Source organism: Caulobacter sp. FV2ps19 (assembly GCF_058681035.1).
Genome location: NZ_CM178729.1, coordinates 557,691 through 575,081, shown reverse-complemented (window position 1 = coordinate 575,081; position 17,391 = coordinate 557,691). Strand labels below are relative to the sequence as shown.

Annotated in this window: 19 protein-coding genes; 11 read left to right on the top strand and 8 right to left on the bottom strand. The window is 65.4% G+C overall.

From position 1 onward, the window contains the following. Positions 1-73: 73 nt before the first annotated feature. From ACW18B_RS02695 to ptsN, 3 genes are all read left to right on the top strand, one after another. A complete protein-coding gene (locus ACW18B_RS02695; protein WP_492049320.1) occupies positions 74-685 on the top strand; it encodes an exopolysaccharide biosynthesis protein in 612 nt (203 codons plus the stop codon). A gap of 50 nt (positions 686-735) precedes the next feature. Further along, complete coding sequence (hpf, locus tag ACW18B_RS02690) at positions 736-1,368, top strand: ribosome hibernation-promoting factor, HPF/YfiA family (RefSeq protein WP_492049318.1); 633 nt, start codon at positions 736-738, stop codon at positions 1,366-1,368. Between the two features lie 84 nt (positions 1,369-1,452). Next, complete coding sequence (gene ptsN / locus ACW18B_RS02685; RefSeq protein ID WP_492049316.1) at positions 1,453-1,917, top strand: PTS IIA-like nitrogen regulatory protein PtsN; 465 nt, start codon at positions 1,453-1,455, stop codon at positions 1,915-1,917. Positions 1,918-1,982: 65 nt separating this feature from the next. Here ptsN and ACW18B_RS02680 read toward each other — a convergent pair whose 3' ends face one another. The 3 genes from ACW18B_RS02680 to ACW18B_RS02670 form a co-directional block, all read right to left on the bottom strand. Next, positions 1,983-2,252, bottom strand: a complete 270-nt coding sequence (locus tag ACW18B_RS02680) for a DUF1150 family protein (protein WP_492049314.1) — start codon at positions 2,250-2,252, stop codon at positions 1,983-1,985. A 91-nt stretch (positions 2,253-2,343) separates the two neighbouring features. Next, the gene (locus ACW18B_RS02675) at positions 2,344-2,769 is read right to left on the bottom strand and encodes an Hsp20 family protein (RefSeq protein WP_492049312.1); all 426 of its coding nucleotides are present in this window, start codon (positions 2,767-2,769) and stop codon (positions 2,344-2,346) included. Between the two features lie 115 nt (positions 2,770-2,884). Beyond that, entirely contained in the window at positions 2,885-4,552 is a 1,668-nt protein-coding gene (locus tag ACW18B_RS02670; RefSeq protein WP_492049311.1) for a glycosyltransferase family 4 protein, read from the bottom strand. Positions 4,553-4,734: 182 nt separating this feature from the next. Between ACW18B_RS02670 and ACW18B_RS02665 the strand changes: the two genes are divergently transcribed. Then, positions 4,735-5,967 carry a glycosyltransferase gene (locus tag ACW18B_RS02665; protein WP_492049309.1) on the top strand — a complete coding sequence of 411 codons (1,233 nt, stop codon included), beginning with the start codon at positions 4,735-4,737 and terminating at the stop codon, positions 5,965-5,967. Here ACW18B_RS02665 and ACW18B_RS02660 read toward each other — a convergent pair. Together ACW18B_RS02660 and ACW18B_RS02655 are read right to left on the bottom strand one after the other, a co-directional pair. Then, positions 5,954-6,736: a CatB-related O-acetyltransferase gene (locus ACW18B_RS02660; protein ID WP_492049308.1), complete on the bottom strand. Its 783-nt coding sequence runs from the start codon at positions 6,734-6,736 to the stop codon at positions 5,954-5,956. The genes ACW18B_RS02665 and ACW18B_RS02660 overlap by 14 nt on opposite strands. Positions 6,737-6,803: 67 nt before the next feature. After that, the gene (locus ACW18B_RS02655; protein ID WP_492049307.1) at positions 6,804-7,673 is read right to left on the bottom strand and encodes an acyltransferase; all 870 of its coding nucleotides are present in this window, start codon (positions 7,671-7,673) and stop codon (positions 6,804-6,806) included. Between the two features lie 200 nt (positions 7,674-7,873). On the opposite strand from ACW18B_RS02655, the gene ACW18B_RS02650 reads away from it, so the two are divergent. Genes ACW18B_RS02650 through ACW18B_RS02640 form a run of 3 tightly spaced genes read left to right on the top strand, consistent with a single transcriptional unit; the run spans position 7,874 to position 11,848 of the window. After that, positions 7,874-9,439: a glycosyltransferase family protein gene (locus tag ACW18B_RS02650; protein ID WP_492049305.1), complete on the top strand. Its 1,566-nt coding sequence runs from the start codon at positions 7,874-7,876 to the stop codon at positions 9,437-9,439. Beyond that, positions 9,436-10,494 (top strand): hypothetical protein, encoded by a 1,059-nt coding sequence (locus ACW18B_RS02645; protein ID WP_492049303.1) that lies wholly within the window; start codon positions 9,436-9,438, stop codon positions 10,492-10,494. Before ACW18B_RS02650 ends, ACW18B_RS02645 begins: the two co-directional genes overlap by 4 nt. 49 nt (positions 10,495-10,543) lie before the next feature. Beyond that, the gene (locus tag ACW18B_RS02640) at positions 10,544-11,848 is read left to right on the top strand and encodes a sulfotransferase family protein (protein WP_492049301.1); all 1,305 of its coding nucleotides are present in this window, start codon (positions 10,544-10,546) and stop codon (positions 11,846-11,848) included. On the opposite strand, the gene ACW18B_RS02635 is transcribed toward ACW18B_RS02640, so the two are convergent. Continuing rightward, positions 11,802-12,611 (bottom strand): hypothetical protein, encoded by an 810-nt coding sequence (locus ACW18B_RS02635; protein ID WP_492049299.1) that lies wholly within the window; start codon positions 12,609-12,611, stop codon positions 11,802-11,804. The two genes, ACW18B_RS02640 and ACW18B_RS02635, sit on opposite strands and share 47 nt — an antisense overlap. 2 nt (positions 12,612-12,613) lie before the next feature. Continuing rightward, positions 12,614-13,468: a GNAT family N-acetyltransferase gene (locus ACW18B_RS02630; protein WP_492049297.1), complete on the bottom strand. Its 855-nt coding sequence runs from the start codon at positions 13,466-13,468 to the stop codon at positions 12,614-12,616. Positions 13,469-13,580: 112 nt separating this feature from the next. Here ACW18B_RS02630 and ACW18B_RS02625 point away from each other — a divergent pair, with 112 nt between their 5' ends. Genes ACW18B_RS02625 through ACW18B_RS02610 form a run of 4 tightly spaced genes read left to right on the top strand, consistent with a single transcriptional unit; the run spans position 13,581 to position 17,037 of the window. Continuing rightward, positions 13,581-14,975, top strand: a complete 1,395-nt coding sequence (locus ACW18B_RS02625) for a hypothetical protein (protein WP_492049296.1) — start codon at positions 13,581-13,583, stop codon at positions 14,973-14,975. Then, positions 14,972-15,652 carry a hypothetical protein gene (locus tag ACW18B_RS02620; protein WP_492049294.1) on the top strand — a complete coding sequence of 227 codons (681 nt, stop codon included), beginning with the start codon at positions 14,972-14,974 and terminating at the stop codon, positions 15,650-15,652. The genes ACW18B_RS02625 and ACW18B_RS02620 overlap by 4 nt, the downstream gene beginning before the upstream one ends. Then, positions 15,652-16,671 carry a glycosyltransferase family 2 protein gene (locus tag ACW18B_RS02615; RefSeq protein ID WP_492049292.1) on the top strand — a complete coding sequence of 340 codons (1,020 nt, stop codon included), beginning with the start codon at positions 15,652-15,654 and terminating at the stop codon, positions 16,669-16,671. Before ACW18B_RS02620 ends, ACW18B_RS02615 begins: the two co-directional genes overlap by 1 nt. A gap of 9 nt (positions 16,672-16,680) precedes the next feature. Further along, entirely contained in the window at positions 16,681-17,037 is a 357-nt protein-coding gene (locus ACW18B_RS02610) for a DMT family transporter (protein WP_492049290.1), read from the top strand. On the opposite strand, the gene ACW18B_RS02605 is transcribed toward ACW18B_RS02610, so the two are convergent. After that, positions 17,015-17,287 (bottom strand): DUF6471 domain-containing protein, encoded by a 273-nt coding sequence (locus ACW18B_RS02605; protein WP_492051853.1) that lies wholly within the window; start codon positions 17,285-17,287, stop codon positions 17,015-17,017. The two genes, ACW18B_RS02610 and ACW18B_RS02605, sit on opposite strands and share 23 nt — an antisense overlap. Between the last annotated feature and the right edge of the window lie 104 nt (positions 17,288-17,391).

Sequence of the window (17,391 nt, the reverse complement as noted above, 5' to 3'; positions counted from 1 at the left end):
GTCACAAGGCGCTGTTTTTCTTGGGTCCCGCAGGCCGGGCTTGGCGTTATAGGATCGTCAAGCAGGAGCGCGAATGACAACCAAGAGCCTGTCGGCCGTCATTGAGGGGTTTGGCGAGGATGTCCGCCCCACCATAACCGTCGGGGAGATGCTTGACGCCTTCGACAGCCGGGCCAGCGGCGCGATGTTGTTTGTCTTCGGCGCGTTGAACTGTCTGCCGCTGCCGCCAGGGTCGTCGACGCTTTTGAGCCTGCCGATCCTGCTTCTGGCGCCGCAACTGGCCTGGGGCGCCGGCGCGCCGTGGCTGCCGCGCCGCATGGTCCAGCGGCCGCTAAGGCGAGATGATCTGCGCGGCCTGTTTCGCAAGCTCTGGCCGGTGGTCAAGAGGATGGAACTGGTCACCCGGCCACGTCTGCACTGGATGATCGGCACGACGGGCGAGCGCCTGATCGGCGTCCTGTGCACCCTGCTGGCTCTGGTGCTGATTCTGCCCATTCCCTTAGGCAATCTGGCCCCCGGCGCGACGGTGGCCGTGCTTGCCCTGGCCCTGCTGCAAAGAGACGGTCTATTGGCCCTTTTGGGCTATCTGATGGCCACCTTCAGTGCGGGTTTGCTGTTCCTCAGCGCGGGTGTGGTGACCGCCGGCGTGCGCGCCTTGGTCGGAGGCGTGTCAGGCCTTTTTTGACGCATGCGGCGCCGCTTGACACCGGCCTGCGACAGGCGCGTTGTTAGGGCATGCAAGTCCAAATCTCCGGCAAGCATGTCGACGTTGGCGAGGCTCTGCGAGCGCGAGTCTCCGACGAAATCACCCTGAGCATCGGCAAGTATTTTGACCGCGGCGGCGCCGCCGACGTGGTCATCAGCAAGGAGGGCTACGCCTTCCGGGCCGATTGTTCGGTAAAGCTGGCTTCGGGCCAGCAGCTTTTGAGCCACGGAGCGGGCGGTGACGCCCATGCGGCGTTTGACGCCGCCCTGGCCAAGATCGAGACGAGGATCAGGCGCTATAAGCGACGACTGAAGAGCCACTCGGTTGCAGCCTCGGCCAAGCAGGCCGAGAACGCCGCGATGTATGTGCTGCGAGCGCCGGTCGATGACGACCATGAGGACGACAACTGGGACGGCGACCAGGACCATCCCGGCGGCGCGCCGTCCGGCATGATCATCGCGGAGAGCCAGGCCGCCCTGAAGACAATGACTGTTTCCATGGCGGTCATGGAACTGGACTTGACCGAGTCCCAGGCAATCGTGTTTAGGAACGCCGCTCACGACGGATTGTCCGTGGTGTACCGTCGGCCAGACGGAAATATCGGCTGGATAGATCCTGAACGCACCCAATCACTGAACGGGAATGGGTCGACCGCGAGCTAAAGGGATCCTGTCAGGATCCTCGGCGTTTCGGTAGGCCCCCGGCGTAGGTGTGGCGGTGGCCGACAACGAGCGAGCGTTAAGTCCATGACTATCGGCGATCTCCTAGACCCCGGGGCCGTGGCGCTACGCGTCAGTGCTCCGGGCAAGCGGCAACTCCTCGGCGTTGTCGCTGATGTCGCGGCCCGTGTTCTGCATGTCGATGCCGTGGCCGTGCTCGATGGCTTGCTTGAGCGCGAGACCGCAGGGTCGACCGGCGTGGGCCATGGCGTTGCGATACCGCATGCGCGCATCGACGGCCTGGACCGCGTGCGGGCTGTTTTTCTGCGCCTGGAAACGCCGGTGGCCTTTGACGCCGTCGATGACAAGCCCGTAGATCTGGTTGTGGCGCTGTTCGCACCGCGCGACGCCAACGCCCAGCATTTGCGGGCGTTGGCCAGGGTGTCGCGATTGATGCGGGAGCCCGAACTGCGCGAGCATCTGCGCCAGGCCCGGTCGGCCGATGCTGTCCATGTCCTCCTGGCGCGCGAAGCGACCAGCACAGCCGCCTGAATCCTTCTGATCCCGCCAACAGGCTTGGCGGTTCTCGAGGGGCGCCGCCGAGTTTATGCGCTGAGCTAGTGCACCGACACCGGCGCCAGTTCGTGGGCCAGGGCGGCGGCGATCGCCGTGTCGCGATCGACCATCACGGCCAAGCGTGCGCCATCGGCGCGACAGACGGCATACAGGGTTTGTTCGGGTGGCAGATCGAAGTCGTCGGCCGCACCGATCGGTGCGTCGGCGAGGATTTCAGCCGCCTTGATCGGACGGACATAGACCAGGTTCGGCGCGCCGAGCGCAGCGAAGGCTTCCGTCGAAACCATGGCGTAGTGATTGTTCGGTGTCATGATGACCACCTCCTTCGAAAAGGGAACGCATCGACCGGGCCCCGGTTCAGCGGCCCGTCGTACTTGAAAACGTTGAAAGGACTGGGCTGGATCAGGCGACCGAGCGGATCGGAATGCGTTTGACCAGCCGTTCAGGCTGGGGCCTGGCCAGGTCGATATGAAGGAGGCCGTGTTCCAGTGTGGCCGCCGTGACCTCTATCCCTTCGGCCAGAACAAAGGTGCGCACAAAGCCTCGTGCGGCGATGCCGCGATGCAGGAAGGCGCGATCGGCCTCGGTTCGGGTATCCGCGTCGCGCTTGCCGGCGACGATCAACTGGCCGCCATCTACCGTCACCTGAAGCTGTTCGGGTGAGAAACCGGCGACGGCCAGAGTGATGCGCACACGCCCGTCTTCGTCCTGTTCGACGTTGTAGGGCGGATAGCTTTCGGACGCGGCCTTGGCGGCGCGTTCGATCAGGTCGCGGGTGTGTTCGAAGCCCAGCAGAAAGGGGCTGTCGAACAGGATGGTCCGTGTCATCGCGAAGTCCTTCGCTTAAGCGACTTCGTTCGTCGCCCCGTCCTGAGATCAGCCACGGGCCGGCGATACAGACTTCAGGTGGAGGGTCTCGGGGCGGGATTCAAGTCAGGCCCGGTCAGAGCCATTCCAGGAAGCCGCATTTGGCCATCCACAGCAGGCTGAGCTGAACCGCCCGCCGGCGCGGCATGGGAAACAGCAGGAGGAGTTCCTCGACGCTCGCGGCGCGACCGTCGGCCAGATGGTCGAGGACCGTCTGGCATTCGTCATACGTCCCGCGCCAGTTGGCGGCGAACATGTCCAGTTCCAGGGCCTGGACGTCCTTAAGCGCATCGGCGTCGACGCCCGTCCTGAGGGTCAGTCGGCTCGTCAGCGACAGGACGTCCGTAGCGAAGCCCGCGAAATCCCTCAGAGGGTCGCCCCGAACAGGGTTTCGGGTCGATGTGGGGCGGGTGTCGACGGCGGCGGCGCGGATTGCGCTCATCTCCTGGGCCAGGGCCGAGAACTGGCGCGCGACGACCGACCAGTCGAAGGTGTCGCGAATCCGCCGGCGACCCGCTTCGCCCATCCGGCGGCGAAGATCGGGAGACTGGATCAGCTCCACCAAGGCCCCGGCGGCGCGGCCCACATGCACCGCGGTATGTTGGGCGATGATCCCCACATATTGCTGGTAGCTCTTCAGGCCGACGGCGTGTCCGGCGATCAGGTCGCTGGGCAGGCTGTTCTCCGGGCCAATGAGCGTGGGAATGAGGAAACCCTCCTCGCCGTCGCGCACGGTGTAGCGGTAGCCGTCCCAATCGCTGATCACCACCGGCAAGCCCGAGGCCATGGCTTCCAGTGGCGTGATGCCGAAGGTTTCCTGGATGTTGTCGACCAGGGACAGGAAGATGTCGGAGGCGGCCCAAAGGGCCCCGAGTTTCTCGCGGTCATTGCCGTCGATGATGTGGAACGTCACCGATGGGGCGTGGGCCTGCGCGGCCTGGCGATACATGCGCTCACCGTCGGCGCCGTTCGGGAACCAGCCGACCATGGCGAAATGCACGCGTTTGCCGGTAGCGCGCGCGGCTTCCTCCACGGCCCGCATCATCGATTGAGGAAAGGCCTTTTCGAAAAACGACAGCCGCCCGACCCAGAGAACCAGAACGCCGTCCTCGTCCAGCCCCAGTTCCTTGCGAGTCGACGCTCGTACGGTGGGACGATCTGCGACAGCGGCCAGAGCCTGGCCATACACGCCCAAGGGGATCAGCGGCAGGTGTGGGCGAACCACGCGCTTGCCGTCGCCAAAGCGGCTCCCGAGATAGTCGCCCCATTCGTCGAACATGGTCTCCATGGCTTGCTGCACGGAGGGGGAGGTGCAGACCAGCGCATCCCAGGGCTGGGTGGGCGCGATCGAGGCCATGGCGATGTCCTGTCGCATCATCGGCGGCGCGATGGTGTGGATCAGGCCGATCAGGCTGTAGGCACGATCCCCGGTTGCGCGGCGGCGCTGCCAGGCCGGCTCTTCCAGCTTGGGACCGCCAAAGAGCAGGGTTCCCGCAGCGGCGGCCACGCCGAGCGCCATCAGGCTGGCGTTGGTGATGCGCGTGGCGCAGGCGCGATCGCCGAGCAGACTCTGCTTCAGGTCTTCCAACGGCACAGCCGATTGGGTCAGAAAATCGACCTGCTCATGGCCGCCGTACAGCACCATGGCGCGGAAAAGTTCCAGATTGGCGACATCCTTGCCGAACACATTGGCGCCAAGGCCGATCCGGCCGGCCGGATGATAGATCGCAAGACGAGACGTCAAGACTGTCGCCCTTCACAGATGAAGACGGTCGGCGCGCCGACGAGGCGGGCCCTGTGGCGGTTTAGGGGTTTGGAGGGCCCATAGTCCAGTGCGACGCCAGAGCACCGGGGGTGACCTTGGACCATTGACGCTCTGCTTCGGTGTGACCAAGAACAGGGACAGGCAGATTCAATGAGGACGACGTGGCCGCCAGCCGAATTCTTTTTGTGCACCAGAACTTCCCGGGTCAGTTCCCGCACATCGCTGACGCTGTCCGTCAGCGCGGCCACAAGGTGGCGGCCATCGGCGGGCCCAGCGTGAAGGGACGGCCAGGCTTTGATGTGCGGCGCTGGACCCTGGCCCGGGGATCAACGCCCGGCATCTTCGACGCCGCTACTCGGGCCGAGGCCGACCTAATGCGCGGCCAGGGCGCCGCCGAAGCCGCTATGAAGCTGAAGGCGGACGGCTTTACGCCCGACTTGATTATCGGCCACCCCGGCTGGGGCGAGACGCTGCAGCTGCGCGAGGTTTTCCCCGAAGCCCGCCAGATCCTCTTTGGCGAATTCTTCTACCGGTCGCATGGGGCCGATGTGAACTTCGATCCCGAGTTCGAGCGATCCGGGCCTCTGTCGGACTTTCGCATCCACGCCAAGAACATGGGCTTGGCCCTGGCCTATGCCGAGGCCGACATGATCGTGTGCCCCACGCCCTTTCAGGCCTCGCTTCTGCCGCGCGGCCTGCAGCACCGGATTCGCATCGTCCACGAAGGGGTCGATCTGGAGAGCGCGCGGCGCATTCCCAATGCGACATTCAAGCTGCCAAGTGGCCGGATCCTGGACGGCTCCAAGCCGGTGATCACCTTCATCAACCGCAATTTCGAACGGCTTCGCGGCTTCCATACCTTCATGCGGGCCCTGCCGTCGTTTCTGGAGCGCTGTCCGGAGGCGGAGGTGCTGCTGATTGGTCGCGACAGCACCGAGGTCTATGGCGGCTCCCTGCCCAACGGGCAGACCTGGAAGGGCAAGATGATGGCCGAGGTGGGCGACCGGTTGGACATGGAGCGGGTGCATTTCACCGGCGCCGTGGACCATGCCGAGATGGTCAAGGCGATGTCGATCTCGACGGCGCACGTCTACTACACCTATCCCTTCGTCCTTTCCTGGTCGCTGGTCGAAGCGATGGCCTGCGAATGCCTGATCGTGGGATCCGACACCGGGCCGTTGCATGACGCGATCACCCCCGACGTCAACGGCCTGCTCCGCGACTTCTTCGACCCTGAGGGTCTAGCCGACACCCTGGTGGAGATCTGTCGGAATCCGGCCGCTTATGCGCCGTTGCGCGCCGCCGCCAGGGTCACCGCCCTGGAGCGTTTCGATCGCGCGACGGTCGGCGTCCCCGCCTGGCTGGAGCTGATCGACGAGGTCATGGCGCGGTAGGCGAGTCCGTCTCGACCTTACTGGCTTCGATCAGCGCTTCGCCCGTCAAGGGTTCGAACGCCAGCGGCTTGATGTCGCCAAGGGCTTCGCGTTCGCGCAGCCGGTCCAGGAAAGCCGCAGGCTCGCGCACGTCGAGCGCTTGCAGGACGTCGGGTCCATAGCGCCACCACTGGCTGGCCTGCAGGTCGGCGATGAGCTGTTCGTCGAAACGGTAGCGGATCAGCCGGGCGGGCGAACCGGCGACGACCGCGTAGGGCGGAACGTCCTTGGTCACCAGGCTGCGCGTCCCGATGACGGCGCCGTCGCCGATCGTCACACCGCGTTTGATCATCACCTCGGCGCCGATCCAGACATCGTTGCCGATGGTGACCTCCAGCGGACCCTGGCCGAAATGCACCAGATGGAAAGGCAAGGCGTCAACTTCGGCTAGATAGGCGCGAATACCTTTCAGGGTTTGGGGGAGGTGCGAGAACGGGTGCGTTGTAGCCCAGTCAGAAGGGTGGTTTGAGCCCATGATCTTCACCTGCCAGGAGATCGAGCAATAGCGCCCAATCGAGGTCAGGGTGTCGAAGGGCGAGTAGGTGTAGGAAAAGGCTCCGAACCGCTTGGGAACGGTTGCGCCCCCCAGAAGGTGCGAATAGGGCTCGATTACCGCCTCAGGATCGACATGGATGAAATCACCCACGGCCCACATGTCGCCGGGGTTGGCCGTAAAGATACAATGCCTCTGCGCCAGCGCGCGGAGCGTTTCGGAGACGCGCAATTTCATGGCCGAGGGTTCTGCAGTCTGAGGAACGGGGGGGGTCTGTGTTTCTAGGTCGTCGCATCGCGCCGTGTCATGATCCGTCGCGCTTCTGGTGATTTTCGTTACGGCCAAACGGCCACCAGACGCGTCTGCGCCTATTCACCAGCATCGCCGGCTCCGGCGCGCCCTCCGACAGTTCGCGCCGCCAGACGATGTTCTCGCGCACGACCCTGGCCGGTACGCCGGCCACGACGGCGTTGGCGGGCGTGGGTCCCGACAGGACCGCACCGGCGGCCACCACCGCTCCGTCGCCGATCGTCGCGCCCTTCAGGACCATGCAGCGCAGGCCCAGCCAGACATGGCGCCCCACCGTCACGGAGGCCGCAGGATTTATCCGGTCGCCTGTGGCGCGGTCATAGATCGGGTGAATGTCGCTCAGCGAGACATAGGTTTGCGAAGAGACCATGCAGTCTTCGCCGAAGGTGATCTCGCCAGGTTCATGCAACTGGATCGAGACCTGGACCATGGTCGTGCCCGCGCCGACGATGAGGGTGGACCCGGTGGGACACAGCAGGCTCACAAATCCATTGATGGCGCAGCCGGCTTCGATACGGATGCGGTTGTCATCGCCGATCACCGTCAGGTTTGCGCCCAGCCGGCAGTTCTCAGCGATCTCGACGGTGTTGCCCGACCCCTGGATCGTCAGGCTCGCCATGACGTCCGGCCTGGGATCCATCAGCGCGCCGCCGCCGCCCGTGGGGGTGAAGCCGGTCACGAAAGAGCCGGCGCCAATGAGGAGGCGGTTTCGGGCGCCGCGGATGATCATCCGGGAGTCGATCTGGGCGCCTTCGCCAACCAGGACGTGGTTGCCGACCCCTTCGACCAGAACCGGATGGCGTGGCGTGGCGCGGAGGTCGAGCTGGTTTTCGATGTCGGTCACCCCTGCGGATTTGCCCGGCATGTCTGGTTCCTGGGGCCGCTCGAGCCCTTCGAATAAGGCCTGGACGGCTTCGCGGCAATGGTTGGATCGTGGCGGACGGGTCGGAAGAGGGTTGTGAAAGGTGTTGACGGTGGCCCGCCGAAACACCGAAGGAAGCTGTCATCTTAGACAAACGCCCGAGGCGGCGGTTCGAGTTCGGCCAAGCCTCGGGAAGGAATGTGATGACGGGGCCAACAGACAGCGACGCGGTCGATCCGGTGCGGGAAGCCTTCGATGCGGCCTTCTATGTGGAGCGCTACGGTGACGTTCGCGACGCGGACATCGATCCGTTCGAGCACTTCATGAACTGGGGCTGGCGCGAGGGTCGCGACCCGGCGCCCTGGTTCGTCATGCATGTCTATCTGGAGGTCAATCCCGACATCCGGTCGGCGGCGGTCAATCCGTTCGAGCACTATGTGGTCACTGGCCGGCTTGAGGGGCGACCGCTGAAGGCGGACTACGGTTTTCGCTACGACATCCTGGCCAACTGGCCGCCGATCGAGGCGCGCGTCGACCTGGCCAAGGCCGAGGCGCGAAAGGTCACGGCGTCGCCGATCGCCGCTCTGGGGGCGGCGCTGGACGCCGCCGGCGCCCTGACGGGGGCCCACATCACAGTCAGCCACGATGACTATACCGCCACCCTGGGCGGGGTTCAGCTGTGCCTGGCGCGGGAAGCGGACGCGATGGCGGGCGCGGGCCGGCCGCGTCTGCATCTGTATCCGGCTTCCCACTCGCCCGTCATCGAGATCGAGACCGCCGATCCGCTGGTCGGCCTCTTGGTCAACGGCCAGAGGGCAGGACTGTTTCCCGCCAGCGCCGTGCGCGCCGCGGTGGCGGACCGGGTCCGCGAGGCGACCTTCGCCGTGCACAGCTTTCTGGGTCACAGCATCCCGGCCGTCACCGCCATTCTGAAGGCGGCGGGCTTGCGGGAGGGCTTCTTCTGGATCCACGATTTCGCCAGCGTCTGCGCCAACTATGCCCTGCTGCGCAATGACGTAGCCTTCTGCGGCGCGCCGTCGCCCGACAGCCAGGCCTGCGGCGTTTGCGTCTATGGCCAACGGCGCTGGATCCATCTTGCGGAGCACGCCGACTTCTTCAACGCGTTCGAGATCACGGCGGTGGCGCCGTCGGAGGCAGCTCTGTCGCTTTGGCTGAAAACCCACCCCAAGGCGGCCAAGGTCGCGCAGGTGCTGCCGCATGCGACGCTCGAGCCGCGCCAGGCCCGGGCGCCCAGGACGCAGGCAGGGCCGCTCCGCGTCGGATTTCTGGGCATGCCTGTGGAGCACAAGGGTTGGCCGGTCTTTGCGCGTCTGGCCGAAAGGCTTCAGGGCGATCCCCGCTATCGGTTCCTGCACCTGGGGCACGCCAAGGCTCCGGTCGCGGGCGTCGAGTTCGTGAAGGTCGGAGGCTCCGGCGGACCCGCCATGGCCGAGGCGGTCGAGGGGCTGGATCTGGACGTGGCCTTGATCTGGTCGCTGTGTCCGGAGACCTTCTGTTTCACCGCCTATGAGGCGGTGGCGGCGGGCGCGGCGGTGGTCACCCTGCCGGACGCCGGCAATGTGCCGCGGTTCGTCGAAGCCGGTGAAGCGGGGGAGCGCGGCCTGGTGGTCGCCGATGAGGATGACCTCCTGGCGCTGTTCCAGGACGGCGGCGTTCTGGCCCTGGCGCGGTCAAAGCGCGAGCCGCGTCTGTTTGACCTGGCCTACAGCCGCATGACCGCTGACCTGCTGGCCGAGGGCGTCCGATGAAAGTCGTCTGCTATTCCAGCTTCACTTTTTCCTATCTCAACCGCGCCCGCGTGCTGTTCAAGACCCTGCGCCAGCACCACCCCGAGTGGGAGCTGGTGGCCCTGATCACTGATCGGCCGCCGGCGGCCTTGAACTGGGACCCGACCCAGGAACAGTTCGACACCCTGGTCTATGCCGACGACCTGGGCATTCCCGATTTCAAGGCCTGGCTGTTCAAGCACGACGTGATCGAGGTTTGCACGGCGGTGAAGGGCCCCTTCATGCACCAGGCCCTGCAGAAGGGCGCCGACATCTGCATCTATCTGGATCCCGATACGGCCCTGCTGGACCGGCTGGATCCGCTGATCGAGATGCTGGAAACCAGCGACATCATTCTGACGCCGCACCTGCTGCAGCCGGAGGCGACGCCGGGCGCGATCCTCGACAACGAGGTCTCGGCCCTGAAGACCGGGATCTACAATCTCGGCTTTGTGGCTGTGCGCGCGCGCGGCGAAGGCCTGCGCTTCGCCCAGTGGTGGAACGATCGTCTGCTGAACTTCTGCTATGACGATATTCCCAACGGCCTGTTCGTCGACCAGCGCTGGTGCGATCACGTGCCGTCCTTTTTCGAGAACGTGAAGATCCTCCGCGACCCCGGCTACAACATCGCCAGCTGGAATATCGCCCATCGCCGGGTGGCCATCGGCCGCGACGGCAGGATCACGGTCAATGGTTCGCCGATCCGCTTCTGGCACTTCACCAAGCTGGGCCCGGTCGGCGACCTGATGACCCGTCGCTACGCCCAGGACAACTATCAGGTCTATGAGATCTGGAACTGGTACAAGCGCCTGATCGCGGACGCCACCGATCCGCGGGTGCCGGCCGGTTACTGGGCCTATGGTCGCTATGATGACGGCCGCGAGGTCGCCAAGGCGCATCGCGAGCTCTACCGGGCGCGGGGTGACCTGCGCGCCGCCTTTGCCGAGCCGCTGGCCACTGGTCCCGGCAGTTACCAGGCCTGGCTGGAGAGCGAGGGCCTGTTCGCGCCCGCAGAAACACCTGAACTTGCGTCCTGACCGCTTATAGGCGATTGGCGACGTAACGACACCCGAGGTTGAGAATAGTATGGCGAGATCGGCCAAGACAGCGAAGACGGCGGCCCGGCGGGCCCTGGTTGTGGCGGGTATGCACCGCAGCGGCACGTCGGCCATGGCCCGCCTGCTTTCGCTGAGCGGCGCGACCTTGCCCGAGCGCATCATGGCCCCGGCCGCCGACAACCCCGCCGGCTTTTGGGAACCCTGGGAGATGGTCGCCCTGAACGACCAGATCCTGACCAGCCTGGGGTCCAGTTGGGATGATGTCTTCGCCCTGGCCGTGGCCGACAAGGCCGAAAGCTTGACGCCGACCTTTCTGAGTGACGCCAAGGCCTTCGTAGCCGCCAATTTCGGCGACGCCGACTTGATGGTGATGAAGGATCCGCGCGTGTCGGTGCTGGCGCCCTTCTGGCGCGAAGCCCTGGCTTCGGGCGGCGTCGACCCTTTCTATGTCATCATGGTCCGCAATCCGCTGGCGGTCTCGCGCTCTCTGAACAAGCGCAACGGCTTCTCGACCCAGAAGTCGCTGCTGCTCTGGGCCAGTTATATGCTGGCGGTCGAACGCGATACGCGGGGCTGCGATCGGGTGTTCATCGACTATGACCTGATGCTCGATGACTGGCGCGGGGCCTTGGCCAAGGTGGAAGCCGGACTGGGCCGGGCCCTGCCGCGATCGCCGGACGACGCGGCGGCCGATATCCAGGGCTTCCTCAACCGATCCCTGCGCCATCACGAAGCCACCGCCAAGGACCTTTCGGCGGGCGTCGAGGTCTGGCCGTCCGCCCGCGCCGTTTTTGACTGGTTCGAGGCGGCGGCCAGCGGCGCCGCGCCCAAGGCAAGTCTGCTTGAGGGGGTGACGGCGGAGATCCTCGCCCTGAATGCCGTCATGGGGGAGGTCTGCGCCGACATGCGGCGAGAGACGGCCGACCTTCGCGCCGCCGCTCAGGCGGCCGGCGACCTGAGGACGGAGCTTGACGCCGCAGGCGCTCACCTGGCGGCGCTGCACGCCCAAGCTGACGCGGCGCGCCAGGAGGTTGAGGCTGTGCGGGGCCAGGCCGAGCGCGAGGTCACCGCCTGGCGCGAGGACTCCGCCTTCTGGCGACAGCGCGCCGAATCCGAGCAGGCCAAGGCGGCGATCTTCCAGCGCAGTCGCGATGGGCTGGAGAGTGAGCGCCATCAGTGGGCGCAGGCGGCCAACGCCCATCAGGCCTTCGCCGCCGCCCAATCGGCTCAGATCGTCGAGCTGCACCAGGCGATCGCCACGCTGCAGGCCAGCACCAGCTGGCGGATCACTGCGCCGCTGCGCCGGGCGATCCTGACGATCCGGCGTCGCTGATCGTCGGATCATCTGGGACCGCCGCGAAGGCGTTCAGTTGCTTGCGCACGCTGTCATAGGGCGTCTTGAACATCCGCTCGTACAGCAGGGGCCCGGCATGCGGCCGTGCTTTGACGCGGTCGGATGTCAGGGTCTGATAGCCGAAGCCGCCCCGTAGCAGGAAGGTTAGGAACATCAACGGCCACAGGCCCAGCCAGCTCTTGGCCTGCGAGGGGAAGAACCGCACCGCCGCAGCATAGGCGACCCACTCGCGCGGGCTGAGGCTCACGTGCTGGACCAGGCCATTTTCGGGGATCGGCGCGCAGGCGCGGAAGAGGCCGCCCGGCAGGCGGCGGCTATTGTAGAGCCCGAACTGATCGATTGGAATCGCGGGGTCCAGGGCGTCGCGAAGGCCGACGGTCAGGAAGGCGCAGGCGTCATGGTCGGCATGGCCGCCCTCCCAGGCTGCGACCACGAAGCGGCCCACGCTGCCGATCGTCGCCAAGGCGGAGGCTGTCGCGGCGTGGGCCGCAGGCAGCGCTTCGAACACCGCCCCGTCCATCACGCCCGTTCCCGCGCCGACATGCACCGCGCGGTCGGGCGGCAGGCCAAGGCTGGACAGCAGGCTTCGGGTCTCGGCGAGTCTGCGGGCGGCGAGTTCGGGTGAGGCATAGTCTGCCACATAGAGCAGCCAGGGCTGCGCCCCGTCCCGGCGATCCCGAAGCAGCAGGGGCAGGGCGGCGTATTCGTCGTCGAAATGAGCCAGGACGTAGACGCTGTTCATGGTCAGTAGGGATCGAAATCGAGGAAGCTAACGGCCACGGTGGCGGGGTCGAGCGCTTGCGGAAGCGACTCGTCCAGGCGTCGCCAGATCATGTTCAGGGGCGAGGGCCGCAAGCGGGTGGGGATTGGCGCAAAACCATGGGCCGCCAATGAAAGACGAGGCTCCAGGCCGATGAACAGAGGCGGAATCCAGGGCGGGGCGTCCGTCGTCTGTGTGTCTTCATGGCCGCCCAGGAACGCGGCGCATCGCAACATTGGCACGGGGGTATCCGCCCAAACGCCCAGCAGCTCGCCTTGCCGCGCCACGCGGTATTTCGCCCCGGGATTGGCCAGTCGCCAGGCGAGGTTCGCCGAAGTTCGCTCAATCTCGAAGTCGACCGGGGTTGAGTCCAGGCGTCTGGGCGGTCGGAGCATCACACCAGCCTCCAGGCTGCGCACCTTCTGGAAGGCCAGCTTGCGCAGGAAGCCTGGCGTACTGTTGGCGTTGGCGAAGCCGACGACGAACTGAAAACCCTGGTCTCGAGCGGCGGCATAGGTCGCTTCGGCCAGAGCCGTGAACAGTCCCTTGCCCTGGAATTCGGGCGCGGTGGCGGTGTTCAGGGACAGCAGGCCCCGCACCGAACGGCCTTGAATTCGGGCGCGGGTCGGCACGGTGACGTAGTGGGCGGCCAGCGTATCGCCTGACCAGGCGTCGGCCCCAACCACTTCGCCGTCGGGATTGTCCCTGTAGAGCCAGGCCAGGGCTTCGCCGGTAAATTTGGGCGCCGGCCCAAACACGCGCCTCAGCAACGCACTGTAGGCGGCAAGTTGCGCCGGGGTTGTCCCGGAGGGCTTTATCTCAACGCCGTCGATCGTCATCGCGCGTACTGACCATGAAACCTCAGGTCTGCCAAGCTGAGGGCTTTTCGCGCTTTGCAGGCTCGCGGACGCACCTTAAAAGCCGAGGGCTACAGGGGGGCGGACACACGCAATGACGAGATTTGGTTTCAGCCTGAGCCCATCGCAGGTGGTGCGTGGCGTCCTGATCGCCGGTCTGCTGTTCATGCTGGGCGCAAACCTGCCGGGGCACCTGTCCTACGATTCCCTGGCGCAACTGGCTGAAGGTCGCTCGGGCGTGCGGGCGACCTGGGGCCCGCCGATGTATGCCTGGTTACTAGGCGTCTTCGACGAAATTGTCCCCGGAACGGGGCTGTATGTCGCTGCAAGCGCCCTTGTGCTGTTCATCAGCCTGTCCTCGCTGCTGGCCTTGCGGTCGCGCGTGACGTGGTGGGCGGCGGGGCTGACGGCGCTCTTTGTCCTTTCGCCCATCGTGCTGATCTATCAGGCGATTGTCTGGAAGGACGTCCTGTTCGCGAACCTCGCCATTGCAGGCTTTGTCTGTTTGGCCCAGCTGCCGGTCCTCTGGACTCGCCCTGGTCCGCGCTGGCTGGCCCTGGCCGGCGCCATGCTGGCCCTGGCCCTGGCGGCCATGGTTCGCCAGAACGGCCTGGTCGTGGTGCTGTTGGCGGCGATCACCCTGGGCGCCCTTCGATTTCGCGACGGCTGGCGTCAGGCCCTGATCTGGGGCTTTGGCGGCCTGATCGCCACGATTGTCCTGATGCAGGTCCTGGGTGTGATCACCCAGCCGAAGGGAGACGGGCCCGGCAAGTCCGGCGATGTGGGCCTTCGCATCCTGCAGCACTACGACATCATCGGCGCCGTGGCGCGCGACCCGAAATATCCGCTCGTCCATATCGAGGCGGCCAGCCCCGCCGCCGCCGCCGCCATTCGCCGCGGCGCCGCCATCTATTCGCCCGAGCGGGTCGACTTCCTCGATCGTGACCCGGAAATGGGCAAGGCGCTCTGGCAAACGCCCAAGGCCGCCATTCGCGCCGAATGGCGTGAACTGATCACCAAGCATACCGGCCTCTACATCGCGGAGCGGGGGGGCGTGTTCCGCTGGCTGGTAATGACGCCTAGGATCGAGGCGTGCCTACCGGACTTCCTGGGGGTCAGCGGGCCCGAAAAACTAGTCGCGGATCTTAATCTGACCAACGCGATCGACCCCGCGGACACTGCGCTGCACAACTACGCCACCTATTTCTACGGCACGCCGGTCTTCTCGCACCTGGCCTATATTTTTGTGGCGCTGGCGGTCTTCGGCTTTCTGGCCTGGCGGCGCGAGGGTTCCGATCTGGCCATAGCGGGCCTGATGCTGAGCGCCCTGGCCTTCACGTCCAGCTTTTTCGTGATCTCGCTCGCCTGCGACTATCGCTATCTTTATTTCTTGGACCTGGCGGCCATGACCGGCCTTTTCTATGTGGTTCTCGATCCCTCGTTCCGCCGCGCCAGCCCCGCGGCCGAGTCCCGGAGTGAACCCGCGTGACCCTTCGTTCGTCTCTGCTTCTGACGACCCTGGCCTGCCTGCTCCTGGCGGCCTGTGACAGACCCAAGGGCGCGCCGCGCGAGGCGCCGCCGCCCGAGCCTGCGGCCGAACCGGCCCGGCCGGCGCCCGTGCGTCCGCCGGAGCTCGTGAAGTGGGACGAGGCCGGCGGCCGCTTCACCCTGAACGGGGTTGTCCTGAAGACGGCTCAGCTCTGGCGGTTTGACGGGTCCCGGGAAGGTTTTTCGTCAGTCGCGGCCGAGATCGATCCGGCCCGTGGCGGCGGACTTCGTGTGGTCGAGCAGGACATCGATCCGATCCTGCGCTCGCCTCAGAATCTTGAGATCGACGGCGCACGCTTCAACGGGGTTCTGGTTCGCGTGACCCGCGAGAAGGAGGCGGGCAAGTGGGACGGCTCGCTGTTCTATTCCACCGCCGCCCATGGCGAGACCGCGGCGTTTTTCGGCAAGCCGCTACGCGGCGCGGATCCTGTCGCCGGCGAGACGACGATCATGGTCTATGACATGGCCAATCTGCGGAAGGGCGGCGAGGACTGGGCCAATTCGACCATCCTGGGTTTGCGCCTGGATCTGGACAACCAACCCGGCGGCCATTTTGTGATCCACCAGATCGCCGTTGTCGCCCTGCCGCCGCCGGCGACGCTTCGACCGCTGTCCTGATGACGGTCAGGCCCCTGGTCAACCATCTCAAGCCCCTGGAGCGGACCGCGGCCCGTGTGGCGGCGATCCTGCCGTGCTATCGCTCGAACGCCCATGTGCTGGAGGTGATCGCCGCCATCGGACCCGAGGTCGACGTCATCATCTGCGTGGATGACGCCTGTCCGGATCACGTCGGCGACCACATCGAAGCCCATGCGAACGATCCACGGGTCATCGTGCTGCGTCATGCCGTCAATCAGGGGGTCGGGGGCGCGGTCTGCACCGGCTATCGTCACGCCCTGGAGCTTGACGTCGATGTGCTGGTGAAGATCGACAGCGACGGCCAGATGGATCCTGCGGAGATCTCCGTCCTGGTCGACCCGATCGTGCGGGGCGACGCCGACTACGCCAAGGGCAACCGGTTTTTCAATATCGAGGATCTGCAGGGCATGCCGTTCCTGCGGCTGTTCGGCAATGCCGGCCTGTCGTTCCTGACCAAGCTGTCGTCCGGCTATTGGAGCGTGTTCGATCCGACCAATGGCTATACCGCCGTGCACGCCCGGATGATCGAACGGGTGCCGCTCGACAAGATCGACAAGCGCTATTTCTTCGAATCCGATCTGCTGTTCCGGCTGGGCACCCTGAGAGCCCGGGTGGCCGACGTGCCGATGACGGCGATCTATGGCGACGAGGTCAGCCAGATGGATGTCGGCCGGATCGTGCTGCCCTTCTTCGGCTACAACGTCGCCAATTTCGCCAAGCGACTCTTCTATACTTATGTGCTGCGCAATTTTTCGGTGGCCTCGCTCTACTTCCTGATCGGTGTGCCGCTGACCCTTTTTGGCGTCGGCTGGGGCGTTGAGCGATGGATGGATGCTGTGTCTGACGGGCATCCTGCGACCTCGGGCCAGGTAATGATCGCCGCCCTGCCGATCTTCATCGGCGTCCAGATGGTGCTCAACTTCATCGCCTATGACGTTGAAAACGAGCCTCGCACCGCGGTCTGGCCCCTGCTGCGTCCCAAGCGTCGCACGACATAAGGCCGTACGATGCCGCTGAAAGACATTCTGCTGTGCTTGATCTTCGCCGTGACCCTGCCGATCGGCCAGATCCTGTTCAAGGTCGCCGCCAACTACAGCCAGTCGATCCCCGGCGGCCTGATCGCCAAAGCCCTGCTTAATCCGCCGCTGATCGGCGCCTTTGCCTGGTACGGCCTGACCGCGCTGTTCTGGTTCTACATTCTCATCCGCATTCCGCTCAGCGCGGCCTATCCCTTCTCGATTCTGGGATCGGCGCTGGTGCCGCTGCTGGCCTGGGTGTTGTTCCGCGAACAGGTGACGGTTCAGGCCGCCCTGGGATTTGCGGTCATGCTGCTGGGCTTCTTCATGATTGTTCGGGCCCGCTAGGCGGGGCGGGCGTTCTTGGCCCGCGGATCATGATGTGTTCGCAGCCCATCGCTATCAGGCATTCGAGCAGGAATGCGGCCGTAAAGGAGCCTCGGCTGATCTTGTTGCGGAGATTGGCTTCACTTTCCGTTACGCCCCGATCCGCCAGCAGGCGCGCCAGATCGGCATAGGTTAGCCCCCGCCGCTTCAGCTCGGCCTTGAGTAAGCCCTTGACCTGATCTGTCGACGTGACTGTGCGCGTTGCAACCATATGCGACGTATACATCATCAAATATGATACGAAAACCGTTGACAGGATCGGGCGTGCGGATCATTTGTCGGCCGCTCGCCCGGGCCGCCGTCCAGCGGGTAGCT

Bases quoted from the DNA above. Each gene is read 5' to 3' on its own strand.
- ACW18B_RS02660 (WP_492049308.1), bottom strand. From the start codon at position 6,736: ATGAAATTGCGCGTCTCCGAAACGCTCCGCGCGCTGGCGCAGAGGCAT.
- ACW18B_RS02655 (WP_492049307.1), bottom strand. From the start codon at position 7,673: ATGCCGGGCAAATCCGCAGGGGTGACCGACATCGAAAACCAGCTCGAC.
- ACW18B_RS02610 (WP_492049290.1), top strand. From the start codon at position 16,681: ATGCCGCTGAAAGACATTCTGCTGTGCTTGATCTTCGCCGTGACCCTG.
- ptsN (WP_492049316.1), top strand. From the start codon at position 1,453: ATGACTATCGGCGATCTCCTAGACCCCGGGGCCGTGGCGCTACGCGTC.
- ACW18B_RS02635 (WP_492049299.1), bottom strand. From the start codon at position 12,611: ATGAACAGCGTCTACGTCCTGGCTCATTTCGACGACGAATACGCCGCC.
- ACW18B_RS02625 (WP_492049296.1), top strand. From the start codon at position 13,581: ATGACGAGATTTGGTTTCAGCCTGAGCCCATCGCAGGTGGTGCGTGGC.
- ACW18B_RS02630 (WP_492049297.1), bottom strand. From the start codon at position 13,468: ATGACGATCGACGGCGTTGAGATAAAGCCCTCCGGGACAACCCCGGCG.
- ACW18B_RS02650 (WP_492049305.1), top strand. From the start codon at position 7,874: ATGACGGGGCCAACAGACAGCGACGCGGTCGATCCGGTGCGGGAAGCC.
- ACW18B_RS02615 (WP_492049292.1), top strand. From the start codon at position 15,652: ATGACGGTCAGGCCCCTGGTCAACCATCTCAAGCCCCTGGAGCGGACC.
- hpf (WP_492049318.1), top strand. From the start codon at position 736: ATGCAAGTCCAAATCTCCGGCAAGCATGTCGACGTTGGCGAGGCTCTG.
- ACW18B_RS02645 (WP_492049303.1), top strand. From the start codon at position 9,436: ATGAAAGTCGTCTGCTATTCCAGCTTCACTTTTTCCTATCTCAACCGC.
- ACW18B_RS02640 (WP_492049301.1), top strand. From the start codon at position 10,544: ATGGCGAGATCGGCCAAGACAGCGAAGACGGCGGCCCGGCGGGCCCTG.
- ACW18B_RS02680 (WP_492049314.1), bottom strand. From the start codon at position 2,252: ATGACACCGAACAATCACTACGCCATGGTTTCGACGGAAGCCTTCGCT.
- ACW18B_RS02695 (WP_492049320.1), top strand. From the start codon at position 74: ATGACAACCAAGAGCCTGTCGGCCGTCATTGAGGGGTTTGGCGAGGAT.
- ACW18B_RS02675 (WP_492049312.1), bottom strand. From the start codon at position 2,769: ATGACACGGACCATCCTGTTCGACAGCCCCTTTCTGCTGGGCTTCGAA.
- ACW18B_RS02605 (WP_492051853.1), bottom strand. From the start codon at position 17,287: ATGGTTGCAACGCGCACAGTCACGTCGACAGATCAGGTCAAGGGCTTA.